A 20,509-nucleotide genomic window follows, 5' to 3' on the forward strand; every position below is an offset into this window, starting at 1 on the left:
ACGATGAGCGGGGGACAGCGGTACTGGAACGAGGACACCCAGCGCTGGGAGGCCGGCACGGGCGGCCCGCAGGCGGCCGAACCGACGCTGCCGACGCCGGCGCAGGAGGGGGCGCCGGTCACGGCCCCGGAATACCCGGAGCCTCCGACATCGACTCCCACCGTGGGACCGGAGACTCCCACCGTCGGGCCGGAGACACCCACCGTCGGTGCGCAGGGCTGGCCCGGCAGTGGTGTGGACAGCGCCTGGCACGCTCCGGGGGCCGAGGGCACCGCGCCGGAGTGGTCCAGTGATGTCTCCTGGCCGCCCCCCGAGCCGCTCCCTTCACCCGCCCCCGCCGCAGGGCTCAACCGGCGGCTCGTCTGGTCCGTGGTCGTCGGTGCCGCCGTGGTCGGGGTCGCCGTGAGCCTCGTACTGACCCTGGTGGTCGGCAAGGGCGACGGGTCGGGGAAGAAGCACGTGGCGGCGAGTCCCGTCCCGTCCTCGACGGCCTCCGCGTCGCCGGACGTGTCGCAGTCGCCGTTCGCCGACGGCACGGCGTCGCCGTCCCCGTCGGCCTCCGCGCCGCCCGCGGGGTACGAGCTGCGTGACGACACCGAGGGGTTCCGGATCGCGATACCCGAGGGGTGGTCGCGCAGCAGCGTCGCCTCGGTGTATGGGATGGCCGTGGTCAACTACCGCAGCGCCGACCAGAAGCACCGGCTGCAGGTGTACCAGGTGCAGGAGTCGTCCCCCGACGCTTCCTTCCAGCTGTATCTGTCCGACCAGACGCCCAAGCCCGCCGGTTTCAAGAAGCTCGATCTGCAGAAGCTCGACGACGGCGCCTTCACCGGCTCACGGCTGGAGTACCAGGCCGACGCGCTCAAGGGCGAACCCGACATCGGCACCTGGCACGTCTACGACGAGCGTTTCGTCGCGGCGGACGGCAACATCTACGCCATCGCCTCCTACGGCCCCGACTCCGCCAGCCACGAGGACCAACTCACCCAGCTCACCACGGCGTTGGCCTGGTTCTGCCCGCCCTACACGACCTGTGACGCGAAGTCGGGCACAGGCTGACCGCTCTCCGTTCCGATCCGCTCCTCTTTCGCACCTTTTGCCCGCATTTTCAGTGACGCAGCGCACTTTCCGCCATGGATTGCGCATGCAACCGAAGGCGGGGGGCAGGCGCTCACGGTCCTCGTGAGGGACACACGTGTCACTCAGGGGCACCGAACAGGAACGGAAGGCAATACGGCATGGCGGAGAGAGCGGAAACCCAGGGGCTGGACGCGCAGGCGACCATCCACGTGGCAGGCGAGTGGCGAGAAGCCGTCTCCGGTGCCACGCGCGAGATCATCGACCCCGCGGACGGCCAGGGCTTCGCTCTGGTTGCGGAGGGCGACGAGAAGGACACCGACCTGGCGGTCGCTGCCGCCCGGCGCGCCTTCGACCACGGCGACTGGCCCCGCACCCCCGTGGCCGAGCGCGCCGCGCTGCTGCGCCGCGTCGCCGACCTGCTCGTGCGCGACCGCGAGCGGCTCGGGCTGCTGGAGAGCCGCGACGCCGGCAAGACCGTCGAAGAGGGCCGGGTCGACATCGACTGCGTCGCCGACGCCTTCCGCTACTTCGCCGACCTGGTGGCCGGCGAGGCCCCGGGCCGGGTCGTCGACGCGGGCTCGCCCGACATCCACAGCGTCGTCGTACACGAACCGGTCGGGGTCTGCGCACTGATCACGCCCTGGAACTACCCGCTCCTCCAGGCCAGCTGGAAGATCGCTCCGGCTCTCGCGGCGGGCAACACCTTCGTGATCAAGCCGAGCGAGATCACCCCGCTCACCACCATCGCGCTCATCGACCTGCTCTCCGAGGCCGGGCTCCCCACCGGCGTCGCGGGCATCGTCACCGGCCCCGGCCACACGGTCGGTGCCCGGCTCGCCGAGCACCCCGACGTCGACCTGGTCTCCTTCACCGGCGGCCTGGTCAGCGGCACCAAGGTCGCGCAGGCCGCCGCCCCGAGCGTCAAGAAGGTCGCCCTGGAACTCGGCGGCAAGAACCCCAACGTCGTCTTCGCCGACGCCTGCGCGACGGACGAAGGGTTCGACACCGCCGTCGACCAGGCCCTGAACGCGGCCTTCATCCACAGCGGCCAGGTCTGCTCGGCCGGCTCCCGCCTCATCGTCGAGGAGTCCGTACGGGAGCGCTTCGTCGCCGAGCTCGCCCGCCGGGCCGCCCGGATCCGCCTGGGCCGCGGCACCGAGGACGGCGTCGAGTGCGGTCCCCTCGTCTCCGCGCAGCAGCGCGCCAAGGTCGAGTCGTACGTCGCCTCCGCGCTGGCCGAGGGCGCGGTGCTGCGGACCGGCGGCAGGCGCCCCGAGCCGTCCGAGGAGCGCCCCGCGGGCGGCTACTTCTACGAGCCGACCGTCCTCGACCAGTGCCACCGCGAGATGCGCGTGGTGCGCGAAGAGGTCTTCGGGCCCGTCCTCACGGTGGAGACGTTCCGTACCGAGGACGAGGCCGTCGCCCTCGCCAATGACACGGAGTACGGCCTCGCGGGTGCCGTCTGGACCGCCGACGCGGGGCGGGCCCGGCGGGTGGCCGGTCGTCTGCGGCACGGCACCGTGTGGATCAACGACTTCCATCCCTATCTTCCGCAGGCGGAGTGGGGCGGGTTCGGCAAGAGCGGGGTGGGGCGTGAGCTGGGCCCTGCGGGGCTGGCCGAGTACCGCGAGAGCAAGCACGTGTATCAGAACCTGGCGCCCAGGGCTGTGCGCTGGTTCCGCGGCTGAGACTGCGCTGCGCGCCGCTGGGTGCCGTTTGTAGGCCGTCGGTTGTCTGCGGCTGCGTCGTGGCTGGTCGCGCAGTTCCCCGCGCCCCTTAAGGGGCGCGTCCCCTCGAACTTATTACCTGGAGTTACCACACCCCATGTCCGAGAACACCCAGATCTACGACTACGTCGTCATCGGAGGCGGAACGGCCGGCTCCGTCATCGCCTCCCGGCTGACCGAGAACCCCGATGTCACCGTCGCCGTCATCGAGGGCGGCCCCAGTGACGTCGGGCGTGAGGACGTACTGACCTTGCGCCGCTGGATGGGCCTTCTTGGCGGTGAGCTGGACTACGACTACCCCACCACCGAGCAAGCCACGCGGCAACTCGCACATCCGGCACAGCCGGGCCCGGGTGCTCGGTGGCTGCTCCTCGCACAACACTCTGATCGCCTTCAAGCCGCTGCCGTCCGACTGGGACGAGTGGGAGGAGGCCGGCGCCAAGGGCTGGGGCGCGGTGCCGATGGAGGCGTACTTCGCCCGGCTGCTGAACAACATCGTCCCGGTCGACGAGAAGGACCGTAACGACATCGCCAACGACTTCGTCGACGCCGCGCAGCACGCGCTCGGCGTGCCCCGGATCGAGGGCTTCAACCGCTCGCCGTTCACCGAGGGCGTGGGCTTCTTCGACCTCGCCTACCACCCCGAGAACAACAAGCGGTCGTCGGCTTCGGTGGCCTATCTGCACCCGGTGATGGACGAGCGCGAGAACCTGACGATCCTCCTGGAGACCTGGGCGTACCGGCTGGAGCTGAACGGCACCCGGGCCGAGGGCGTGCACGTCCGCACCAAGGACGGCGAGGAGATCCTCGTACGGGCGCGCAGCGAGGTGCTGCTCTGTGCCGGTGCCGTCGACTCCCCGCGGCTGCTGCTGCACTCGGGCATCGGTCCTCGGCAGGATCTGGAGGCGCTCGGCATACCCGTGGCGCTCGACCTGCCGGGCGTCGGCGAGAACCTCCTCGACCACCCCGAGTCGGTGATCGTCTGGGAGACCCACGGCCCCCTCCCGGAGAACTCCGCGATGGACAGCGACGCCGGGCTGTTCGTGCGCCGCGACCCCGAACACCAGGGCCCTGACCTGATGTTCCACTTCTACCAGGTGCCCTTCACGGACAATCCGGAGCGGCTGGGATACGAGCGGCCCAGGTACGGCGTCTCGATGACGCCCAACATCCCGAAGCCGAAGAGCCGCGGCCGGCTGTACCTGACCAGCGCCGACCCGTCGGCCAAGCCCGCCCTCGACTTCCGGTACTTCACGGACGAGGACGACTACGACGGCCGCACCCTGGTCGACGGCATCCGCCTCGCCCGCGAGATCGCGCGGACGGAGCCGCTGGCGAGCTGGCTCAAGCGCGAGGTGGCGCCCGGCCCGCACATCACCGGCGACGAGGAGCTGAGCGTGTACGCCCGCAGTGTCGCGCACACCGTGTACCACCCGGCGGGGACCTGCCGGATGGGGGCGAGCGACGACGAACTGGCCGTCGTCGACCCGCAGTTGAGGATCCGCGGTCTGGAGGGGATCCGCATCGCGGACGCCTCCGTGTTCCCGACCATGACCGCCGTGAACCCGATGATCGGAGTGCTGATGGTCGGGGAGAAAGCCGTCGACCTGATCGGAAGTGGTGCGTGATGAACGTCAAGAACAAGCCGGTCTTCTCCGTCGAGGGGCTGTGGAAGGTGTTCGGCCCGAAGGCCGACCGGGTCCCCGCCGATGCCGGACTGACCTCGCTGGAACCCGCCGAACTCCGCGCCCGTACGGGCTGCACGGCCGCAGTCCGTGACGTCTCCTTCGACGTGCGCAAGGGCGAGGTGTTCGTGGTGATGGGCCTGTCCGGCTCCGGCAAGTCCACGCTGGTGCGCTGTCTGACCCGGCTGATCGAGCCGACGGCCGGCACGATCGCCATCGACGGTGAGGACGTCCGCGCCATGGACAAGTCCCGGCTGCGCGAACTGCGCCGCCACCGCGCCGCCATGGTCTTCCAGCACTTCGGCCTGCTGCCGCACCGCACGGTCCTCGACAACGTGGCGTACGGCCTGGAGATCCAGGGTGTGGGCAGGTCCGAGCGGCGGGCACGCGCCCAGGAGGTCGTCGCCAAGGTCGGCCTGGACGGCATGGAGCAGCGCCGTCCGAGCCAGCTCTCCGGCGGCCAGCGGCAGCGCGTGGGTCTCGCCCGCGCCCTGGCCGTGGACCCCGAGGTCCTGCTGTTCGACGAGCCGTTCAGCGCCCTCGACCCGCTGATCCGGCGGGACATGCAGGAGGAGGTGGTCCGCCTGCACCGCGAGGAGGGCCGCACGATGGTCTTCATCACCCACGACCTGAGCGAGGCCCTGAAGCTCGGCGACCGCATCGCCCTGATGCGCGACGGCCGAGTCGTCCAGCTGGGCACTCCGGAGGAGATCGTCGGCAGCCCGGCGGACGACTACGTCCGCGAGTTCGTCCGGGACGTCTCCCGTGAGCAGGTCATGACCGTACGCACGGCCATGCGGCCCGGGGACTGCGGCGGCACGGAGCATCCCGGGGCGCTCGCCCCCGGCGAGCTCGTCGCCGACGCGATCAAGGTCGTGGCCGCGAGCGGCAAGCCGGCGTGTGTGGTCGACGACGGCCGCTGCCTGGGGGTCGTCGACCACGAGAGGCTGCTCGGCGTCGTCGCCGGAACGGAGCCGCGGAAGGAGGCGGCCTGATGGCCACGGTCACCGCATCCGCCCCGCGCGCACTGCCCGGCGGTCTGCTGAAACACCGTGCGGTGCAGAAGCTGCTGCTCCTCGCCCTCGCCGCCGCGATCCTCGTCCCGCTCGCCAACGCCCGCTGGGCCAGCGGCAGTTGGCCCGCCGCCCTCACCGTCGACCTGTCCAAGCCGCTGACCGGCGCCAGCAACTGGATCATCGACAACCGGGACAGCAACCCGCTGTTCCTCTACTTCTTCGGCTACATCAGCAACGCGGTCGTGATCTCCGTACGCGCCGTCTATCTGGTCCTCCTCGCCGCGGGCTGGGCCGGCGTCACGGCCATCGGTGCCCTCGTCGCCTGGCGCGTCGCCGGAGTGCGGCTCGCCCTCGGTACGGGCGCCGCGTTCCTGGCCTGCGGTCTGCTCGGTATGTGGGTGCCGACCATGCAGACGCTGGCACTGATGGTGGTCGCCGTGCTCGTTTCGGTCGCGGTCGGCGTGGTCCTCGGGCTCGCCGCCGGGCTCTCCGACCGCCTCGACCGCGGCCTGCGCCCGGTCCTCGACACCATGCAGGTGCTGCCCGCCTACGCGTATCTGCTGCCCGTCGTGCTGGTCTTCGGCATGGGCGTGCCCGCCGCGGTCCTCGCGACCGTCGTCTACGCCGCCCCGCCGATGGCCCGCCTCACCGCCCTCGGTCTGCAGGGCGCCGACAAGGAGGTCCTGGAGGCCGTCGACTCGCTCGGCGCCACCGCGCCCCAGCGCCTGCTGACCGCCAGGATCCCGCTGGCCCGCAAGGAGCTCCTCCTCGGCCTCAACCAGACGATCATGATGGCGCTGTCGATGGCCGTCATCGCCTCCGTCATCGGCGCGGGCGGCCTCGGTGACCGCGTCTACCAGGCGCTGGCCTCCGTCGACGTGGGCGCGGCGCTCGCGGCCGGCATCCCGATCGTGCTGCTCGCCGTCGTACTGGACCGGGTGACCGGCGCCGCGGGCGAGCTGGCCGGCGAGGAGCCCGGAAGCCTGAGGCCGTGGCTCTACGCCGCTGCCGCCGCCGTGGCCGTCGCGCTCGCCGGACGGCTGGCGGGCCGCCTCGACTGGCCCGACTCCTGGACGTTCGACATCGCCGCGCCGGTCAACCGTGCCGTCGACTGGATGACCGCGCACCTGTACTCGGGCGTGCCCGTCGTGGGCGGCACCGCCGACTGGGCGGGCCACTTCACCACCTGGGTGCTGAACCCGGTCCGCAGCGGCCTGCAGTCGCTGCCCTGGTGGTCGGTCCTGCTCGTCGTCGCCGCCCTGGCCTGGCTGATCGGCACCTGGCGCACCGCGCTCACCGCGGTCCTCGCCATGGCCGCGATCGGCGTGCTCGGCGTGTGGCAGCCCTCGCTCGACACGCTCTCCCAGGTGCTGGCGGCCGTCGCCGTCACCCTGGTCCTGGGCTTCGCCATCGGTGTCGCGGCGGCCCGCAGCGACCGGTTCGAGCGTCTGCTCCGGCCCGTCCTGGACGTCTTCCAGACGATGCCGCAGTTCGTGTACCTGATCCCGGTGGTCGCGCTGTTCGGCGTGGGCCGCGCGCCCGCCGCGGCGGCCGCCGTCGTCTACGCGCTGCCCGCCGTCGCCCGCATCACCACGCAGGGCCTGCGCCAGGTCGACCCGGCCGCCCTGGAGTCGGCGCGCTCGCTCGGCGCGACCCCCGCCCAGCAGCTGCGCCAGGTACAACTCCCGCTCGCCCGCCCGGCGTTGCTGCTCGCCGTCAACCAGGGCGTGGTCCTCGTCCTCGCCGTCGTCGTCATCGGCGGCCTGGTCGGCGGTGGCGCGCTCGGCTACGACACCGTCTTCGGCCTGGCCCAGGGCGACCTGGCGACCGGCCTGGTGGCGGGCGCCGCGATCGTCTGCCTCGGCCTGATGCTCGACCGGGTGACCCAGCCGACCGAACGCCGCGCGAAGAAGGGAGCGTGACATGCGACTTCGTACGAAGACGAGTACGGCTCTGAGTACGGCCGCCGTGGTGGGCTCCCTGGTGCTGCTCACCGGCTGCGGCGCCGCCGACATGACCAAGCAGGCGTCCCCGTTCGCCAACGCGCAGGGCGCCAAGAGCCTGACCCTGTCCGTCCAGTCGTGGGTGGGTGCGCAGTCCAACGTGGCTGTCGCCCAGTACCTCCTGGAGCACAAGCTCGGCTACCGCGTCGACACCGTCCAGGTCGACGAGGTCCCCGCCTGGGACGCGCTCAGCCAGGGCCGCGTCGACGCCATCCTGGAGGACTGGGGCCACCCCGACCAGGAGAAGCGCTACGTCGACGACAAGAAGACCATCGCGCGCGGCGGCGGCCTCGGAGTGACCGGCCACATCGGCTGGTATGTGCCGACGTACCTGGTCAAGCAGCACCCCGACATCACCGACTGGAAGAACCTCAACAAGTACTCGTCGCTGTTCCGCACCGCGGAGAGCGGCGGCAAGGGCCAGCTGATGGACGGCTCACCGTCCTACGTCACCAACGACAAGGCGCTGGTGAAGAACCTGAAGCTGGACTACCAGGTGGTGTTCGCGGGCTCCGAGGCCGCACAGATCACCCAGATGAAACAGTTCGCCAAGGAGAAGAAGCCCTTCCTGACGTACTGGTACGCGCCGCAGTGGCTGTTCAAGAAGGTCCCCATGACCGAGGTGAAGCTGCCGCCGTACAAGGAGGGCTGCGACACGGACCCGGCGAAGGTCGCCTGCGCCTACCCGCACACCCCGCTGCAGAAGTACCTCAACGCCGACTTCGCGAAGCGGGGCGGCAAGGCGGCGGCCTTCCTGAAGAAGTTCAAGTGGACGACCGAGGACCAGAACCAGGTCTCCCTGATGATCGCCGACCAGAAGCTGACCCCGGAACAGGCGGCGAAGAAGTGGGTGGACAGCCACGCTTCGACATGGAAGGCGTGGCTGTCCTGATCACTGCCGCTTCCTCAGCTGCTCGGCCATCCCCTGCAGTGCCAGCGCAGCCCAGCGCTGCAGCCCGGGCCCGAACGTGACGCGGGTGGCCCCGAGTTCACCGAGTTCGGTGGGCGAGGGGCCCCTGCCGTCCAGCGTGCCGTGCACATTGATCGGCCCCTGGATCCCGGACCGCAGCAGCGGCAGCACGTCCGCCGGGGCACCGATCGGATAGATGCAGTCGGCGCCCGCGGCGACGTACAACGCGGCCCGCTCGATGGCCCGTTCGGGGTCGCCGTCCCCGTGGCAGAAGGTGTCGACGCGGGCGTTGACGAAGAGCCGGTCGCCCGCCGCGTACCGCACCCCGGCGAGCCACTCGGCGTGCTCGTGCGGGTCCTTGAGGACACCTCCGTTCGAGTCCTCGAGGTTGCAGCCCACGGCGCCCGCCTCCAGGAGCCGCTCCACCAGCTCCTCGGGCGCGAGCCCGTAACCGTCCTCGACATCCGCCGACACCGGCACGTCCACGGTCCGTGCGATGCGCGCCACCGCAGCGAACATCTCCTCGGTCGGTGTGGACCCGTCCTCGTGTCCGAGGGAAGCGGCGATCCCCGCGCTGGGCGTCGCGAGCGCGGGGAAACCGGCCTCGACGAAAACCCGGGCGCTCACCACGTCCCAGGGTCCGGGGAGGACGAGCGGGTCGTCCGGGGTGCGGCGCCTGTGCAGCGCACGGAAGACATCCACCTTGCTCATGACGTACGGCTCACTTGTGCTGTCCCGCCTCGTAGTGGCCGGGAGCCATGCGGCAGGTCACGCCGAACCGGTTCCACGCGTTGATCACCGTGATCGCGGCGATCAGCTGCGCCAGCTCGGGCTCCTCGAAGTGCTTGGCGGCGTGTTCGTACACCTCGTCCCGGACGAAGCCGTCGGTCAGCACGGTGACCGCCTCGGTCAGCTCCAGGGCGGCGAGCTCCTTCTCCGTGTAGAAGTGCCTCGACTCCTCCCACGCGCCGAGCTGGACGATCCGCTCGACGCGCTCACCGGCCGCGAGCGCGTCCTTGGTGTGCATGTCCAGGCAGAACGCACAGTGGTTGAGCTGCGAGGCGCGGATCTTCACCAGCTCCAGCAGCTTCGGGTCGAGGCCCTGCCGGGCGGCCGCGTCCAGGCGGACCATCGCCCTGTAGACCTCGGGGGCGTGCTGGGCCCAGAGCAGCCGGGCGGGCTGCTCGGGCGCGTACGCGGTGGCTTCTTCTGTCGGCATGACTTCGACCCTAGAAGTGAGGCAGCCCAGCGGTATGGTCCATTCCCATGGCGAAATCCTGGGCCACTTTGGGCGTCGACCTACACCTGGAGCCGACGGGTCCCGGCCGCCGCAGGGGGCTCACCGACGCCCTGCGCGAGGCCGTCCGCACCGGTCGGCTGGCTCCCGGCACCCGGCTGCCCTCCTCCCGCACCCTCGCCGCCGACCTGGGCATCGCCCGCAACACGGTCGCCGACGCGTACGCCGACCTGGTCGCGGAGGGCTGGCTGACGGCACGGCAGGGCTCGGGCACCAGGGTGGCCGACCGGGCGGTGAGCCGGCCCGCCGCGCCCGCACCCCGCTCCCGCACCGTCGACCGCCCCGCCTACGACCTGATCCCCGGCACCCCCGACCTGGCCTCCTTCCCCCGCGCCCAGTGGCTCAAGGCCGCCCGCCGCGCCCTCACCGGGGCCCCGTACCAGGCCCTCGACTACGGTGACCCGCGCGGCCGCATCGAACTGCGCACCGCCCTCGCCGACTACCTCGCCCGTGCCCGGGGTGTGCGCACCGACCCGGAACGCATCCTGGTGTGCGCGGGCATCTCGCACGGTCTGCGCATTCTCGGCGCGGTACTGCGGGCGCGCGGCGCGAGCACCGTCGCGGTGGAGTCGTACGGCCTCTACGTGCACTGGAACCTGCTGGCTCAGGCCGGGCTGCGGACGGTCCCGCTGCCGTTCGACGAACGGGGGACGAACCCGGGGGAGTTGACGGACGAGGACGCGGTCCTGCTCACCCCCGCCCACCAGTTCCCGATGGGCGGCACCCTGCACCGCGACCGGCGCGCGGCCGCCGTCGACTGGGCGCGCCGCACCGGCGGCCTGATCGTCGAGGACGACTACGACGGCGAGTTCCGCTACGACCGCCAGCCCGTCGGCGCCCTCCAGGGCCTGGACCCGGACCATGTCGCCTACGCGGGTACGGCAAGCAAGTCCCTCGCCCCCGGCCTCAGACTGGCCTGGCTGGTCCTGCCGCCGGACCTCGCCCGGGAGGCGGCGAAGGCCAAGGGGCACATCGACTCCTGCGGGGCCCTGGACCAGCTGACACTCGCCGAGTTCCTCACCTCCGGCGCCTACGACCGGCATGTGCGCGCCGCCCGGCTGCGCTACCGCCGTCGCCGGGACGCACTCGTCGCGGAACTCGCGCGCAGGGCCCCGCAGGTCAGCGCCACGGGTATCGCGGCGGGCCTGCACGTGGTGCTGCGGCTGCCGCCGGGCACCGAGCAGGCGACGCTGCGGGCGGCGGCCTGGCAGGGCCTCGCGGTGCACGGGCTGCACCGCTTCCGGCACCCCGAGGCGACCGTCGAGCCGCACGACGCACTGGTGGTGGGCTACGGGACCCCACCGGACAGTGCATGGGCGGGCACCCTGGACGCGCTGTGCGCGGCACTGCCGGAATCGGCGGGGCCGTAATCGCGCTGTTCTCCATCGGCTCCGCGGCCACCAGCGGACAAGCAGCCGGAGGAGGAATCGCTCACGCCGCCGCTTCCGTGGTCGGGACGTCCGTGGTCGGTGCCTCCCCGAACCGCGCCAGCGCCAGCGCCCCCGCGACGGCGATCAGGAATCCCAGCACCGCAAGCCAGGCCAGCCCGTCCCGGGTACGGTCCCCGAGCCACACCACACCCACCGCCGCCGGCCCGATCGTCTCGCCGATCACCAACCCGGCGGTGGCGGTGGTCACGGAGCCGCGCTGCAACGCCGACGTCAGCAGCAGGAAGGCGGCGCCCCCGCCGATGACGAGGGCGTAGGTCGCCGGGTTGGTGAACAGCTCCGACGGTGCGAGCGAGTCGATCAGCCGCACCGACACCTCCACCACCCCGAACCCGAACCCGGCTCCCAGGCCGAGCGCCAGCGCCCGCCCCCGCCCGGACCACCGCCCCGCGAACAGCCCGAGCAGCAGCACCACCACGGCGATAGCGAGCATCGCGTACTTCAGCGCCGTCGACCCGTGGCGGCCCCCCTCGGCCCCGGACGCCAGCCCCAGCATGGCGAGCCCGGCGCACACCACCCCGACCGCACCCCACTCCGTCCCGCTCAGCCGCACCTTCAGCAGTCGCGCCGCGACCACCCCGGTCACCGCCAGGCTGGACGCGAGCGCCGCCGCGACCGCGTAGATCGGGATCGACCGCAGGGCGATGATCTGGAACACGAACCCCAGCCCGTCCAGCGCCAGCCCGGCCAGATACCGCCACTGCCGCAAGGCCCGCAGCAGCAGCGCCGCCTCCCCGCCCCCACCCGTAGCGGCCGACCGCGCGGCAACCGCCTGCAAAACCGTCGCGGTACCGAAGCAGACCGCCGCGCCCAGCGCGCACACCATCCCAAAGATCACAAAGTGACTGTAGGGGAGACGCGCAGGAAGCGGCGATGCCCCGGTGTCCCCTCTCACCGATCTTTGGCTTTACATACCTACGCAAGGTGCATATGTGGCGATCCCCCTGGCCCTGCCCCTGCCGGCAGCCCGCCCGGGTCCTCGCCGAGCGGCTCAGATCCCCAGTACTGCCCGCAACTGCGCGAGCCCCCAGTCCAGATCTTCCTTCCCGATCACCAACGGCGGTGCGATCCGCACCGTCGGCCCATGTGTGTCCTTCACCAGCACCCCCCGCTCCATCAGCTTCTCGGACACCTCCCGCCCCGTGCCGTACCGCGGCGCGACGTCGATGCCCGCCCAGAGCCCCCGCCCGCGCACCGCCCGCACTCGTCCCGTGCCGGTCAACGCCCCCAGTTCCCGGTGCAGATGAGCGCCCAGCTCCGCGGACCGCGCCTGGAACTCGCCCGTCCGCAGCATCGCGATCACTTCCAGGGCCACCGCACAGGCCAGCGGATTCCCTCCGAACGTCGAACCGTGCTCACCGGGCCGGAACACCCCGAGCACATCGGCCGACGACACCACCGCCGACACCGGCACGATCCCGCCGCCCAGCGCCTTGCCGAGCACATACACATCCGGCACCACGCCCTCGTGCTCGCAAGCGAAGGTCTTCCCCGTCCGGCCAAGACCCGACTGGATCTCGTCCGCCACGAGCAGCACGTTCCGCTCACGCGTCAGCTCCCGCACCGCCGGCAGATAACCGGCCGGCGGCACCAACACCCCCGCCTCGCCCTGGATCGGCTCCAGCAGCACCGCCACCGTGTTCTCCGTGACCGCCGACCGCATCGCCGTCAGGTCGCCGTACGGCACGATCTCGAAGCCAGGCGTGTACGGACCGAAGTCCGCCCGGGCCTCCGGGTCGGTGGAGAAGCTGACGAGGGTCGTCGTACGGCCGTGGAAGTTGTTGCCCGCGACCACGATCTTCGCCATCTCCGCGGGCACGCCCTTGACCCGGTACCCCCACTTCCGGGCCGTCTTCACCGCCGTCTCCACCGCCTCCGCTCCGGTGTTCATCGGCAGCACCAGCTCCATCCCGCACAGGTCTGCGAGCTCGGAGCAGAACGCCGCGAACCGGTCGTGATGAAACGCCCTCGACGTCAGCGTCACCCGCTCCAGCTGCGCCTTCGCCGCCTCCACCAGCCGCCGGTTGCGATGCCCGAAGTTGAGCGCCGAATAACCGGCCAACAGGTCCAGATACCGCCTCCCCTCCACATCCGTCATCCACGCCCCGTCCGCGGAGGCGACGACCACGGGCAGCGGGTGGTAGTTGTGCGCACTGTGCGCGTCGGCGGCGGCGATGAGTGTCTCCGTAGCGGTCACGGGATCTCCAGAAGGTGCCGAGTGCTGAGGGTGCCCCTTTCCTATCGTCGCTCGCATGGTGGACGCGGGACCTGCGCTCTCCGGCGTGGCCGGTAGGCTGATCGACGGGTCGTGACTGGCGCGCAAGGATGGGACGGACCATCGGGGAGCGATCCGTGCGTGACCGAGTGCCGTGCGCCTGGGCCAGACCGAGAACCGTGACCGCTTGCACGCCACGCCACCGGAGGCCGACGACATGTCAGAGCAGCAGCCCCTCTCCACCGAGTCCACCGCCTTCCGTGCCGCCCTCGATGTGATCCGCGCCGTCGAGCCGCGGGTCGCCGACGCCATCGGGCAGGAGGTCCACGACCAGCGCGAGATGCTCAAGCTGATCGCCTCCGAGAACTACGCCTCCCCGGCCACCCTCCTCGCGATGGGCAACTGGTTCAGCGACAAGTACGCCGAGGGCACCATCGGCCGCCGCTTCTACGCAGGCTGCCGCAACGTCGACACCGTCGAGTCGCTCGCCGCCGAACACGCCAAGGAGCTCTTCGGCGCCCGCCACGCCTACGTCCAGCCGCACTCCGGCATCGACGCCAACCTCGTCGCCTTCTGGTCGGTCCTCGCCGACCGGGTCGAGGCCCCCTTCCTGGAGAAGACCGGCGCCCGCCAGGTCAACGACCTCACCGAGGCCGACTGGGCCGAGCTCCGCCAGGCTTTCGGCAACCAGCGCATGCTCGGCATGTCCCTGGACGCCGGCGGCCACCTCACCCACGGCTTCCGCCCGAACATCTCCGGCAAGATGTTCGACCAGCGCTCCTACGGCACCGACCCCGCCACCGGCCTCATCGACTACGAGGCCCTGCGCGTCTCCGCCCGCGAGTTCAAGCCGCTGATCATCGTCGCCGGTTACTCCGCCTACCCCCGTCTGGTGAACTTCCGCATCATGCGCGAGATCGCCGACGAGGTCGGCGCGACCCTGATGGTGGACATGGCGCACTTCGCGGGTCTGGTCGCGGGCAAGGTGCTGACCGGTGACTTCGACCCCGTCCCGCACGCCCAGATCGTCACCACCACCACCCACAAGTCGCTGCGCGGCCCGCGCGGCGGCATGGTCCTGTGCGACGACTCCCTCAAGGACCAGGTCGACCGCGGCTGCCCGATGGTCCTCGGGGGCCCGCTGCCGCACGTCATGGCCGCCAAGGCCGTCGCCCTCGCCGAGGCGCGTCAGCCCTCCTTCCAGGACTACGCCCAGCGCATCGTCGACAACTCCCGCGCACTGGCGGAGGGCCTGATGCGTCGCGGCGCCACCCTCGTCACCGGCGGCACCGACAACCACCTCAACCTCATCGACGTGGCCACCTCCTACGGCCTCACCGGCCGCCAGGCCGAGGCGGCCCTGCTCGACTCGGGCATCGTCACCAACCGCAACGCCATCCCCGCCGACCCCAACGGCGCCTGGTACACCTCGGGCATCCGCATCGGCACGCCCGCCCTGACCACGCGTGGCCTGGGCACCGCCGAGATGGACGAGGTCGCGGGCCTCATCGACCGCGTCCTCACCACCACCGAGCCGGGCACCACCAAGTCGGGCGCCCCGTCCAAGGCCCAGCACGTCCTCGACCCGAAGATCGCGGACGAGATCTCCCGCCGCGCCACCGACCTCGTGGCCGGCTTCCCGCTGTACCCGGAGATCGACCTGGGCTGACCAGCGCTCTCTCTTGTCGTGGCTCCTCCCGCGGCGGTCCGGCACCCTGCCGGGCCGCCGCGCGGCGTATCAGCAGCTCTGCCGGGCCCCAGCAGACGGATCGGTTCCCACCTGTTTCCGACCAGTTCCGGATCGGCTCGACAGACCTGAGAGAATGGTGAACATGGCCTCTGATCGTCCCCGTGTGCTTTCTGGAATCCAGCCCACCGCAGGCTCGTTCCACCTCGGCAACTACCTCGGCGCCGTCCGCCAGTGGGTGGCCCTGCAGGAGTCCCACGACGCGTTCTACATGGTCGTCGACCTGCACGCGATCACGGTTCCGCAGGACCCGGCGGAGCTGCGCGCCAACACCCGGCTCGCCGCCGCCCAGCTGCTCGCGGCCGGTCTCGACCCCGAGCGCTGCACGCTCTTCGTCCAGAGCCATGTGCCCGAGCACGCCCAGCTGGCCTGGGTCATGAACTGCTTCACCGGCTTCGGCGAGGCCTCCCGCATGACCCAGTTCAAGGACAAGTCCGCCAGGCAGGGCGCCGACCGCGCCTCCGTCGGCCTGTTCACGTACCCGATCCTCCAGGTCGCCGACATCCTGCTCTACCAGGCCAACGAGGTCCCGGTCGGCGAGGACCAGCGCCAGCACGTCGAGCTCACCCGCGACCTCGCCACGCGCTTCAACGGCCGCTTCGGCGAGACCTTCACCATCCCGAAGCCGTACATCCTCAAGGAGACGGCGAAGATCTACGACCTGCAGGACCCGTCGATCAAGATGAGCAAGTCGGCGTCCACGCCGAAGGGCCTCATCAACCTCCTCGACGACCCCAAGGCCACCGCCAAGAAGGTCAAGAGCGCGGTCACCGACACCGACACCGTCATCCGCTACGACGCCGAGAACAAGCCCGGCGTCAGCAACCTGCTCACCATCTACTCCACCCTCACCGGCCGGACGATCGCGGAGCTGGAGACGGAGTACGAGGGCAAGATGTACGGCGCGCTCAAGACGGACCTCGCCGAGGTCATGGTGGAGTTCGTGACGCCCTTCCGGGAGCGCACCCAGCAGTACCTGGACGATTCGGAGACGCTGGACTCGATCCTTGCCAAGGGCGCGGAGAAGGCCCGCGCCGTCGCCGCGGAGACCCTCTCCCAGGCGTACGACAAGGTGGGCTTCCTGCCCGCCAAGCACTGACGTACACCGGCGCACGCATGTGCCACTCGGCAGAGCGCTGCACATCACTACGGTTGCGCCTGCCCGCGACCCGGGCGTGGCCGTACAGTCGATAGCCGACGGCTGAGAACAAATCCGTCACGACGACAGGAGACGACGTGGGGACCGTTACGATCGGCGTGTCGATCGCGGTCCCGGAGCCTCACGGCAGCCTGCTCCAACAGCTGCGCGCGGGCTTCGGCGACGCCGCTGCTCACGGCATCCCCACGCACATCACCCTGCTGCCGCCGACCGAGGTCGACGGCAGCGACCTGCCGGCCGTCGAGGCGCACCTGGCCGAGGTCGCCGCGAGCGGCCGGCCGTTCCCGATGCGGCTGTCCGGCACCGGCACCTTCCGGCCCCTGTCACCCGTCGTATACGTGCGGATCGCCGAGGGCGCCGAGGCCTGCACCCAGCTGCAGAAGCAGCTCCGCGACCCGGCCGGCCCCGTCCCGCGCGAGCTGCAGTTCCCGTACCACCCGCATGTCACGGTCGCGCACGGCATCGACGACGAGGCGATGGACCGCGCCTTCGAGGAGCTCGCCGACTACGAGGCCGACTGGCCGTGCACCGGCTTCGCCCTCTACGAGCAGGGCGCGGACGGCGTGTGGCGCAAGCTGCGGGAGTACCCCTTCGGCGGCCTGGTGGTGCCGCCGCAGGCCGGGCACGTGGAGCGCGGCTCCCTGCCGGCCCGGTAGTCACGAGCGGCTACAGGGGCAGTCGCCGGAACAACCCGCGCGGCACGTGCCGCAGCGCCGACATCACCACGCGCAGTGTGCCGGGCACCCACACCGTCTCCGAGCGCCGCCGCAGCCCCAGTTCGACGGCCGTGGCGACCGCCTCCGGGGTCGTCGCGAGCGGTGTCTCCGGGAGGCCGACGGTCATCTTCGACCGTACGAACCCGGGGCGTACGACCATGACGTGCACGCCCGTGCCGTACAGCGCGTCGCCCAGGCCCTGCGTGAAGACGTCCAGGCCGGCCTTGCTGGAGCCGTAGATGAAGTCGCTGCGGCGGGCCCGCTCGCCGGCGGCCGAGGAGAGCACCACCAGCGAGCCGTGGCCCTGCGCCTGCAGGGCGCGTGCGCTCACCAGGGCCGCCGACACCGCGCCGGTGTAGTTGGTCTGCGCGACGCGCACCGCCCAGGCCGGTTCGCGCTCGTCACGCGCCTGGTCGCCGAGGATCCCGAAGGCCAGCAGCACCATGTCGACGGCGCTCTCCGCGAAGACCTTGCCGAGGGCGGTCTCGTGGGCGTCGGGGTCGAGCGCGTCGAAGGCGACGGTGTGCACATCGGCACCGTGGCCGCGCAGCTGCTCCGCGGCCTGTTCCAGGGCGGGCGAGGGGCGTCCCGCGAGCCACACCGTGCGGGTGCGGCGCGCGATGAGACGGCGGGCCGTGGCGAGCGCGATATCGGACGTACCACCGAGGACGAGCAGGGACTGGGGGAGGTCGGAGGCATCCTTCACGACAGCAGCTCCTAGGTGCCCGGAGGGCGAGACGGCGGGTTGGGTCGGACGTGTTGCGTCTCCCGGCGCAGCGCATCGTCGCAGGCCGGCGGGGACTGCGGGGCGTGGAACGCCGGTGGCGCTCCACGCGCGCGTGCGGGCAGTGCGTCGAGATCCGCGGCCCGCTCCGTGTCCACGTGCCGGGAGAAGGAGCCTGGCACGAACGCCCGTCCAAGGCCCCTGGAAATGCCGCCGCGGACCCCGCAGCCCCGGACGGCGGCCGCGGCCTCCGCGTACGACCGTGGGCGGATCACACGGGCCGCCGGTGACGGTGGCCGGAGCGGTGTCGGCAGACATATCGGTGACCGTATCGTCCATATACGACCGGTCAGCAGCGAAACGGGACGCTTATGACCGGAATGGGGGATCAATGGGATGTCGGTCGATGGCGAAATGAGGCACCGTCGGAGTGCTCTTGCCGACCGCCATGCGGCACGGTGCCGGGTTTTCGGGGTACTCGCACATTGGTCTTCCACACCTGGGGGAGAGTCTGATCATGGACTGGCTGAAGAAGCTCCCCGTCGTCGGCCCGCTGCTGGCGCGCCTCATGCTCACGCACGCCTGGCGGTCGTTCGAACGTCTGGACAGGGTGAAGTGGACCCGGCTGGCCGCCGCGATGACCTTCACCAGCTTCGTCGCACTGTTCCCGCTGCTCACCGTGGCCGCCGCGATCGCCGCGGCCACGCTCAGCCCGCAGCAGCAGAGCGACCTGCAGAGCAAGCTCGCCGAACAGGTGCCCGGCATCTCCGACCAGCTCGACATCCAGAACCTGGTCCAGAACGCCGGCACCATCGGCCTCATCGCGGGCGCCGCCCTGCTGTTCACCGGCATCGGCTGGGCCGGTTCGATGCGCGAGTGCCTGCGCGCGGTGTGGGAGCTGCCTGACGAGGAGGAGAACCCCTTCCTGCGCAAGGCCAAGGACCTGGGCATCCTCGTCGGTCTCGGCGGCGCCGTCCTCGTCACGATCGCCGCCTCCACCGTCGCCTCCGCGATGGTCGGCTGGATCACCCGGCAGCTCGAGATCGACAACGGCGGCTGGGGCGGGGCCCTCCTCCACATCGCCGCGTTCGCCGTCGCCGTGTTCGCCGACTTCCTGCTGCTCCTGTACGTCCTCACGCTGCTGCCCGGCGTCGAACCGCGGCGCCGCCGCCTGATCGTCGCGGCGCTGACCGGCGCCGTCGGCTTCGAACTGCTGAAGGCGCTGCTGAGCGGCTATATGCAGGGCGTGGCCGCGAAGAGCATGTACGGCGCGTTCGGTGTCCCCGTGGCGCTGCTGCTGTGGATCAACTTCACGGTGAAGCTGGTCCTGTTCTGCGCCGCGTGGACGGCGACGCCGAGCGAGCAGCACGAACGGGCTCAGGGGGAGGTGCAGGACGAACAGCAGGAACCCGAGGAGCAGGGCGCCGGGGCGGACCTCACGGACGGGACGACCGGCGTCGTACCAGATCGGGCAGCGGCCAGCGGCGGTTGACCAGGAACGCGGCCGCCGCGAGCAGCACCAACGCCCCACCGCTTATGGCGAAGGCGACCCCCATGCCGCCGGAGCGGCCCGCGGCCGAGGCGCTCGCCACCGGCGAACCGGACGCCTTTCCGGCGGCCCCGCCCGTCTGGCCCGCCGACCCGTTCCCGCCGGACTGCCCGCCCGACTGCGCGGCGCTCCTCGGCGCCACCAGCTCACCCACGGGCCGCGCTTTCCCGGCCGCCTGGAAGCCCCAGTCGAAGAGCTTGGCGGTCTCCTTGTAGACCTCGTTGTGCTCTTTCCTCTCCGGGTTCATGGCGGTGACGAGCAGCACCCTGCCGTTCCGCTCGGCGACACCGGTGAAGGTCGCGCCCGCGTTCGTCGTGTTGCCGTTCTTGACGCCCGCGATGCCCTGGTACACGGAGACGTCGGAGTCGCCGGTCAGCAGCCGGTTGGTGTTCTGGATCTCGAAGGACTCGCGGACCGACTTGCCCTTCTTCTCCTTCGTGTCGCCCGGGAAGCTGGCGCGCACCGTCGAGCAGTACTCGCGGAAGTCCTTCTTCTGCAGCCCGGAGCGGGCGAACAGGGTCAGGTCGTACGCGGACGAGACCTGCCCCGGTGCGTCGTACCCGTCGGGCGTGACCACGTGGGTGTCGAGGGCCTGGAGCTCCTCCGCGTGCTCGTTCATCTCCTTGACCGTGGTCTCGACACCGCCGTTCATCGCCGACAGCACGTGCACCGCGTCGTTGCCCGAGCGCAGGAAGACACCCAGCCACAGGTCACGCACGGTGTACGTCTCGCCCTCCTTTATCCCGACCATGCTGGAACCGGCCCCCATGCCCGCCAGGTCCGAGGGCGCCACCTGGTGCTCCTGGGTCCTCGGGAACTTCGGCAGCACCGTGTCCGCGAACAGCATCTTCATCGTGCTCGCCGGGGGCAGCCGCCAGTGCGCGTTGTGTGCGGCGAGCACCTCGCCCGACTCGGCGTCGGCGACGATCCACGAGCGCGCGGTGATGTCCTTGGGAAGCACGGGCGCGCCGCTGCCCAGATCGACCTGTGTGCCCGGCTGCCCGAGACGGGCGCCGCCCACGGACGACATGTCCGCCGGGGGAGTGGCCGTCGGACTCGGCGAGGGCTTCGGGGCCGCGAAGGCGGCGGGCGCGGTCAGCGCGATCGAGGACAGGACGGCGGAGGTGACCAGCAGGGATCGCCTGACGGTCTTCTGGGGAGCGGACACGGACGAGAAAGTACATGCCGCAGGCCGTGAAGTCCCGCCTCCCACCCCACCCCGGACACGGAACG

General features: G+C 71.2%; 16 protein-coding genes, 1 pseudogene and 1 riboswitch. Of the genes and pseudogenes, 11 read left to right on the plus strand and 6 right to left on the minus strand.

Annotated elements, in window-relative coordinates:
* The first annotated feature begins 3 nt into the window (after positions 1-3).
* The 6 genes and pseudogenes from AB0N07_RS22105 to AB0N07_RS22130 all read left to right on the plus strand — a co-directional run bounded on the left by AB0N07_RS22105 (position 4) and on the right by AB0N07_RS22130 (position 8,403).
* Positions 4-1,059: a hypothetical protein gene (locus AB0N07_RS22105; protein ID WP_365837520.1), complete on the plus strand. Its 1,056-nt coding sequence runs from the start codon at positions 4-6 to the stop codon at positions 1,057-1,059.
* A gap of 179 nt (positions 1,060-1,238) precedes the next feature.
* Entirely contained in the window at positions 1,239-2,768 is a 1,530-nt protein-coding gene (locus AB0N07_RS22110) for an aldehyde dehydrogenase family protein (protein ID WP_365837522.1), read from the plus strand.
* A gap of 136 nt (positions 2,769-2,904) precedes the next feature.
* Positions 2,905-4,435, plus strand: a pseudogene (locus AB0N07_RS22115) (GMC oxidoreductase).
* Complete coding sequence (locus AB0N07_RS22120; protein ID WP_365837524.1) at positions 4,435-5,487, plus strand: glycine betaine/L-proline ABC transporter ATP-binding protein; 1,053 nt, start codon at positions 4,435-4,437, stop codon at positions 5,485-5,487. The pseudogene AB0N07_RS22115 and the gene AB0N07_RS22120 overlap by 1 nt, the downstream one beginning before the upstream one ends.
* Complete coding sequence (locus AB0N07_RS22125) at positions 5,487-7,430, plus strand: ABC transporter permease subunit (RefSeq protein ID WP_365837526.1); 1,944 nt, start codon at positions 5,487-5,489, stop codon at positions 7,428-7,430. The genes AB0N07_RS22120 and AB0N07_RS22125 overlap by 1 nt, the downstream gene beginning before the upstream one ends.
* Position 7,431: 1 nt before the next feature.
* Positions 7,432-8,403, plus strand: coding sequence for an ABC transporter substrate-binding protein (locus AB0N07_RS22130; RefSeq protein WP_365837528.1), 972 nt, complete (start codon positions 7,432-7,434; stop codon positions 8,401-8,403).
* On the opposite strand, the gene AB0N07_RS22135 is transcribed toward AB0N07_RS22130, so the two are convergent.
* Together AB0N07_RS22135 and AB0N07_RS22140 are read right to left on the minus strand one after the other, a co-directional pair.
* Complete coding sequence (locus AB0N07_RS22135) at positions 8,404-9,132, minus strand: isocitrate lyase/phosphoenolpyruvate mutase family protein (RefSeq protein ID WP_365837530.1); 729 nt, start codon at positions 9,130-9,132, stop codon at positions 8,404-8,406.
* 10 nt (positions 9,133-9,142) lie between these two features.
* Positions 9,143-9,640, minus strand: a complete 498-nt coding sequence (locus AB0N07_RS22140; protein WP_365837532.1) for a carboxymuconolactone decarboxylase family protein — start codon at positions 9,638-9,640, stop codon at positions 9,143-9,145.
* Positions 9,641-9,687: 47 nt separating this feature from the next.
* Between AB0N07_RS22140 and AB0N07_RS22145 the strand changes: the two genes are divergently transcribed.
* Positions 9,688-11,088: a PLP-dependent aminotransferase family protein gene (locus AB0N07_RS22145; RefSeq protein WP_365837534.1), complete on the plus strand. Its 1,401-nt coding sequence runs from the start codon at positions 9,688-9,690 to the stop codon at positions 11,086-11,088.
* Between the two features lie 61 nt (positions 11,089-11,149).
* Here AB0N07_RS22145 and AB0N07_RS22150 read toward each other — a convergent pair whose 3' ends face one another.
* Together AB0N07_RS22150 and rocD are read right to left on the minus strand one after the other, a co-directional pair.
* Entirely contained in the window at positions 11,150-11,992 is an 843-nt protein-coding gene (locus tag AB0N07_RS22150; protein ID WP_365837583.1) for a hypothetical protein, read from the minus strand.
* A 165-nt stretch (positions 11,993-12,157) separates the two neighbouring features.
* Positions 12,158-13,363, minus strand: a complete 1,206-nt coding sequence (rocD, locus tag AB0N07_RS22155) for an ornithine--oxo-acid transaminase (protein ID WP_365837536.1) — start codon at positions 13,361-13,363, stop codon at positions 12,158-12,160.
* A 101-nt stretch (positions 13,364-13,464) separates the two neighbouring features.
* A riboswitch (ZMP/ZTP riboswitch) is annotated at positions 13,465-13,554 on the plus strand.
* Positions 13,555-13,598: 44 nt separating this feature from the next.
* On the opposite strand from rocD, the gene AB0N07_RS22160 reads away from it, so the two are divergent.
* The 3 genes from AB0N07_RS22160 (at position 13,599) to AB0N07_RS22170 (ending at position 16,943) form a co-directional block, all read left to right on the plus strand.
* Positions 13,599-15,050, plus strand: coding sequence for a glycine hydroxymethyltransferase (locus tag AB0N07_RS22160; protein WP_365837538.1), 1,452 nt, complete (start codon positions 13,599-13,601; stop codon positions 15,048-15,050).
* A gap of 163 nt (positions 15,051-15,213) precedes the next feature.
* Positions 15,214-16,227: a tryptophan--tRNA ligase gene (gene trpS / locus AB0N07_RS22165; protein WP_365837540.1), complete on the plus strand. Its 1,014-nt coding sequence runs from the start codon at positions 15,214-15,216 to the stop codon at positions 16,225-16,227.
* A 137-nt stretch (positions 16,228-16,364) separates the two neighbouring features.
* The gene (locus tag AB0N07_RS22170; protein WP_365837543.1) at positions 16,365-16,943 is read left to right on the plus strand and encodes a 2'-5' RNA ligase family protein; all 579 of its coding nucleotides are present in this window, start codon (positions 16,365-16,367) and stop codon (positions 16,941-16,943) included.
* A 10-nt stretch (positions 16,944-16,953) separates the two neighbouring features.
* On the opposite strand, the gene AB0N07_RS22175 is transcribed toward AB0N07_RS22170, so the two are convergent.
* A complete protein-coding gene (locus tag AB0N07_RS22175) occupies positions 16,954-17,709 on the minus strand; it encodes a decaprenylphospho-beta-D-erythro-pentofuranosid-2-ulose 2-reductase (RefSeq protein WP_365837545.1) in 756 nt (251 codons plus the stop codon).
* Between the two features lie 535 nt (positions 17,710-18,244).
* Here AB0N07_RS22175 and AB0N07_RS22180 point away from each other — a divergent pair.
* Positions 18,245-19,219, plus strand: coding sequence for a YihY/virulence factor BrkB family protein (locus tag AB0N07_RS22180; RefSeq protein ID WP_365837547.1), 975 nt, complete (start codon positions 18,245-18,247; stop codon positions 19,217-19,219).
* Here AB0N07_RS22180 and AB0N07_RS22185 read toward each other — a convergent pair.
* Complete coding sequence (locus tag AB0N07_RS22185; protein WP_365837549.1) at positions 19,164-20,444, minus strand: D-alanyl-D-alanine carboxypeptidase; 1,281 nt, start codon at positions 20,442-20,444, stop codon at positions 19,164-19,166. The two genes, AB0N07_RS22180 and AB0N07_RS22185, sit on opposite strands and share 56 nt — an antisense overlap.
* Positions 20,445-20,509 lie beyond the last annotated feature (65 nt).

The sequence above is a fragment of the Streptomyces sp. NPDC051172 genome (assembly GCF_040682555.1).
In the GTDB taxonomy this organism is placed as follows: Bacteria; Actinomycetota; Actinomycetes; order Streptomycetales; family Streptomycetaceae; genus Streptomyces.

What these genes read in the sequence shown, in the direction of transcription:
- AB0N07_RS22105 (WP_365837520.1), top strand. Translation starts at nt 4, where the DNA reads ATGAGCGGGGGACAGCGGTACTGGAACGAGGACACCCAGCGCTGGGAG.
- AB0N07_RS22110 (WP_365837522.1), top strand. Translation starts at nt 1,239, where the DNA reads ATGGCGGAGAGAGCGGAAACCCAGGGGCTGGACGCGCAGGCGACCATC.
- AB0N07_RS22120 (WP_365837524.1), top strand. Translation starts at nt 4,435, where the DNA reads ATGAACGTCAAGAACAAGCCGGTCTTCTCCGTCGAGGGGCTGTGGAAG.
- AB0N07_RS22125 (WP_365837526.1), top strand. Translation starts at nt 5,487, where the DNA reads ATGGCCACGGTCACCGCATCCGCCCCGCGCGCACTGCCCGGCGGTCTG.
- AB0N07_RS22130 (WP_365837528.1), top strand. Translation starts at nt 7,432, where the DNA reads ATGCGACTTCGTACGAAGACGAGTACGGCTCTGAGTACGGCCGCCGTG.
- AB0N07_RS22135 (WP_365837530.1), bottom strand. Translation starts at nt 9,132, where the DNA reads ATGAGCAAGGTGGATGTCTTCCGTGCGCTGCACAGGCGCCGCACCCCG.
- AB0N07_RS22140 (WP_365837532.1), bottom strand. Translation starts at nt 9,640, where the DNA reads ATGCCGACAGAAGAAGCCACCGCGTACGCGCCCGAGCAGCCCGCCCGG.
- AB0N07_RS22145 (WP_365837534.1), top strand. Translation starts at nt 9,688, where the DNA reads ATGGCGAAATCCTGGGCCACTTTGGGCGTCGACCTACACCTGGAGCCG.
- AB0N07_RS22150 (WP_365837583.1), bottom strand. Translation starts at nt 11,992, where the DNA reads ATGGTGTGCGCGCTGGGCGCGGCGGTCTGCTTCGGTACCGCGACGGTT.
- AB0N07_RS22160 (WP_365837538.1), top strand. Translation starts at nt 13,599, where the DNA reads ATGTCAGAGCAGCAGCCCCTCTCCACCGAGTCCACCGCCTTCCGTGCC.
- trpS (WP_365837540.1), top strand. Translation starts at nt 15,214, where the DNA reads ATGGCCTCTGATCGTCCCCGTGTGCTTTCTGGAATCCAGCCCACCGCA.
- AB0N07_RS22180 (WP_365837547.1), top strand. Translation starts at nt 18,245, where the DNA reads ATGGACTGGCTGAAGAAGCTCCCCGTCGTCGGCCCGCTGCTGGCGCGC.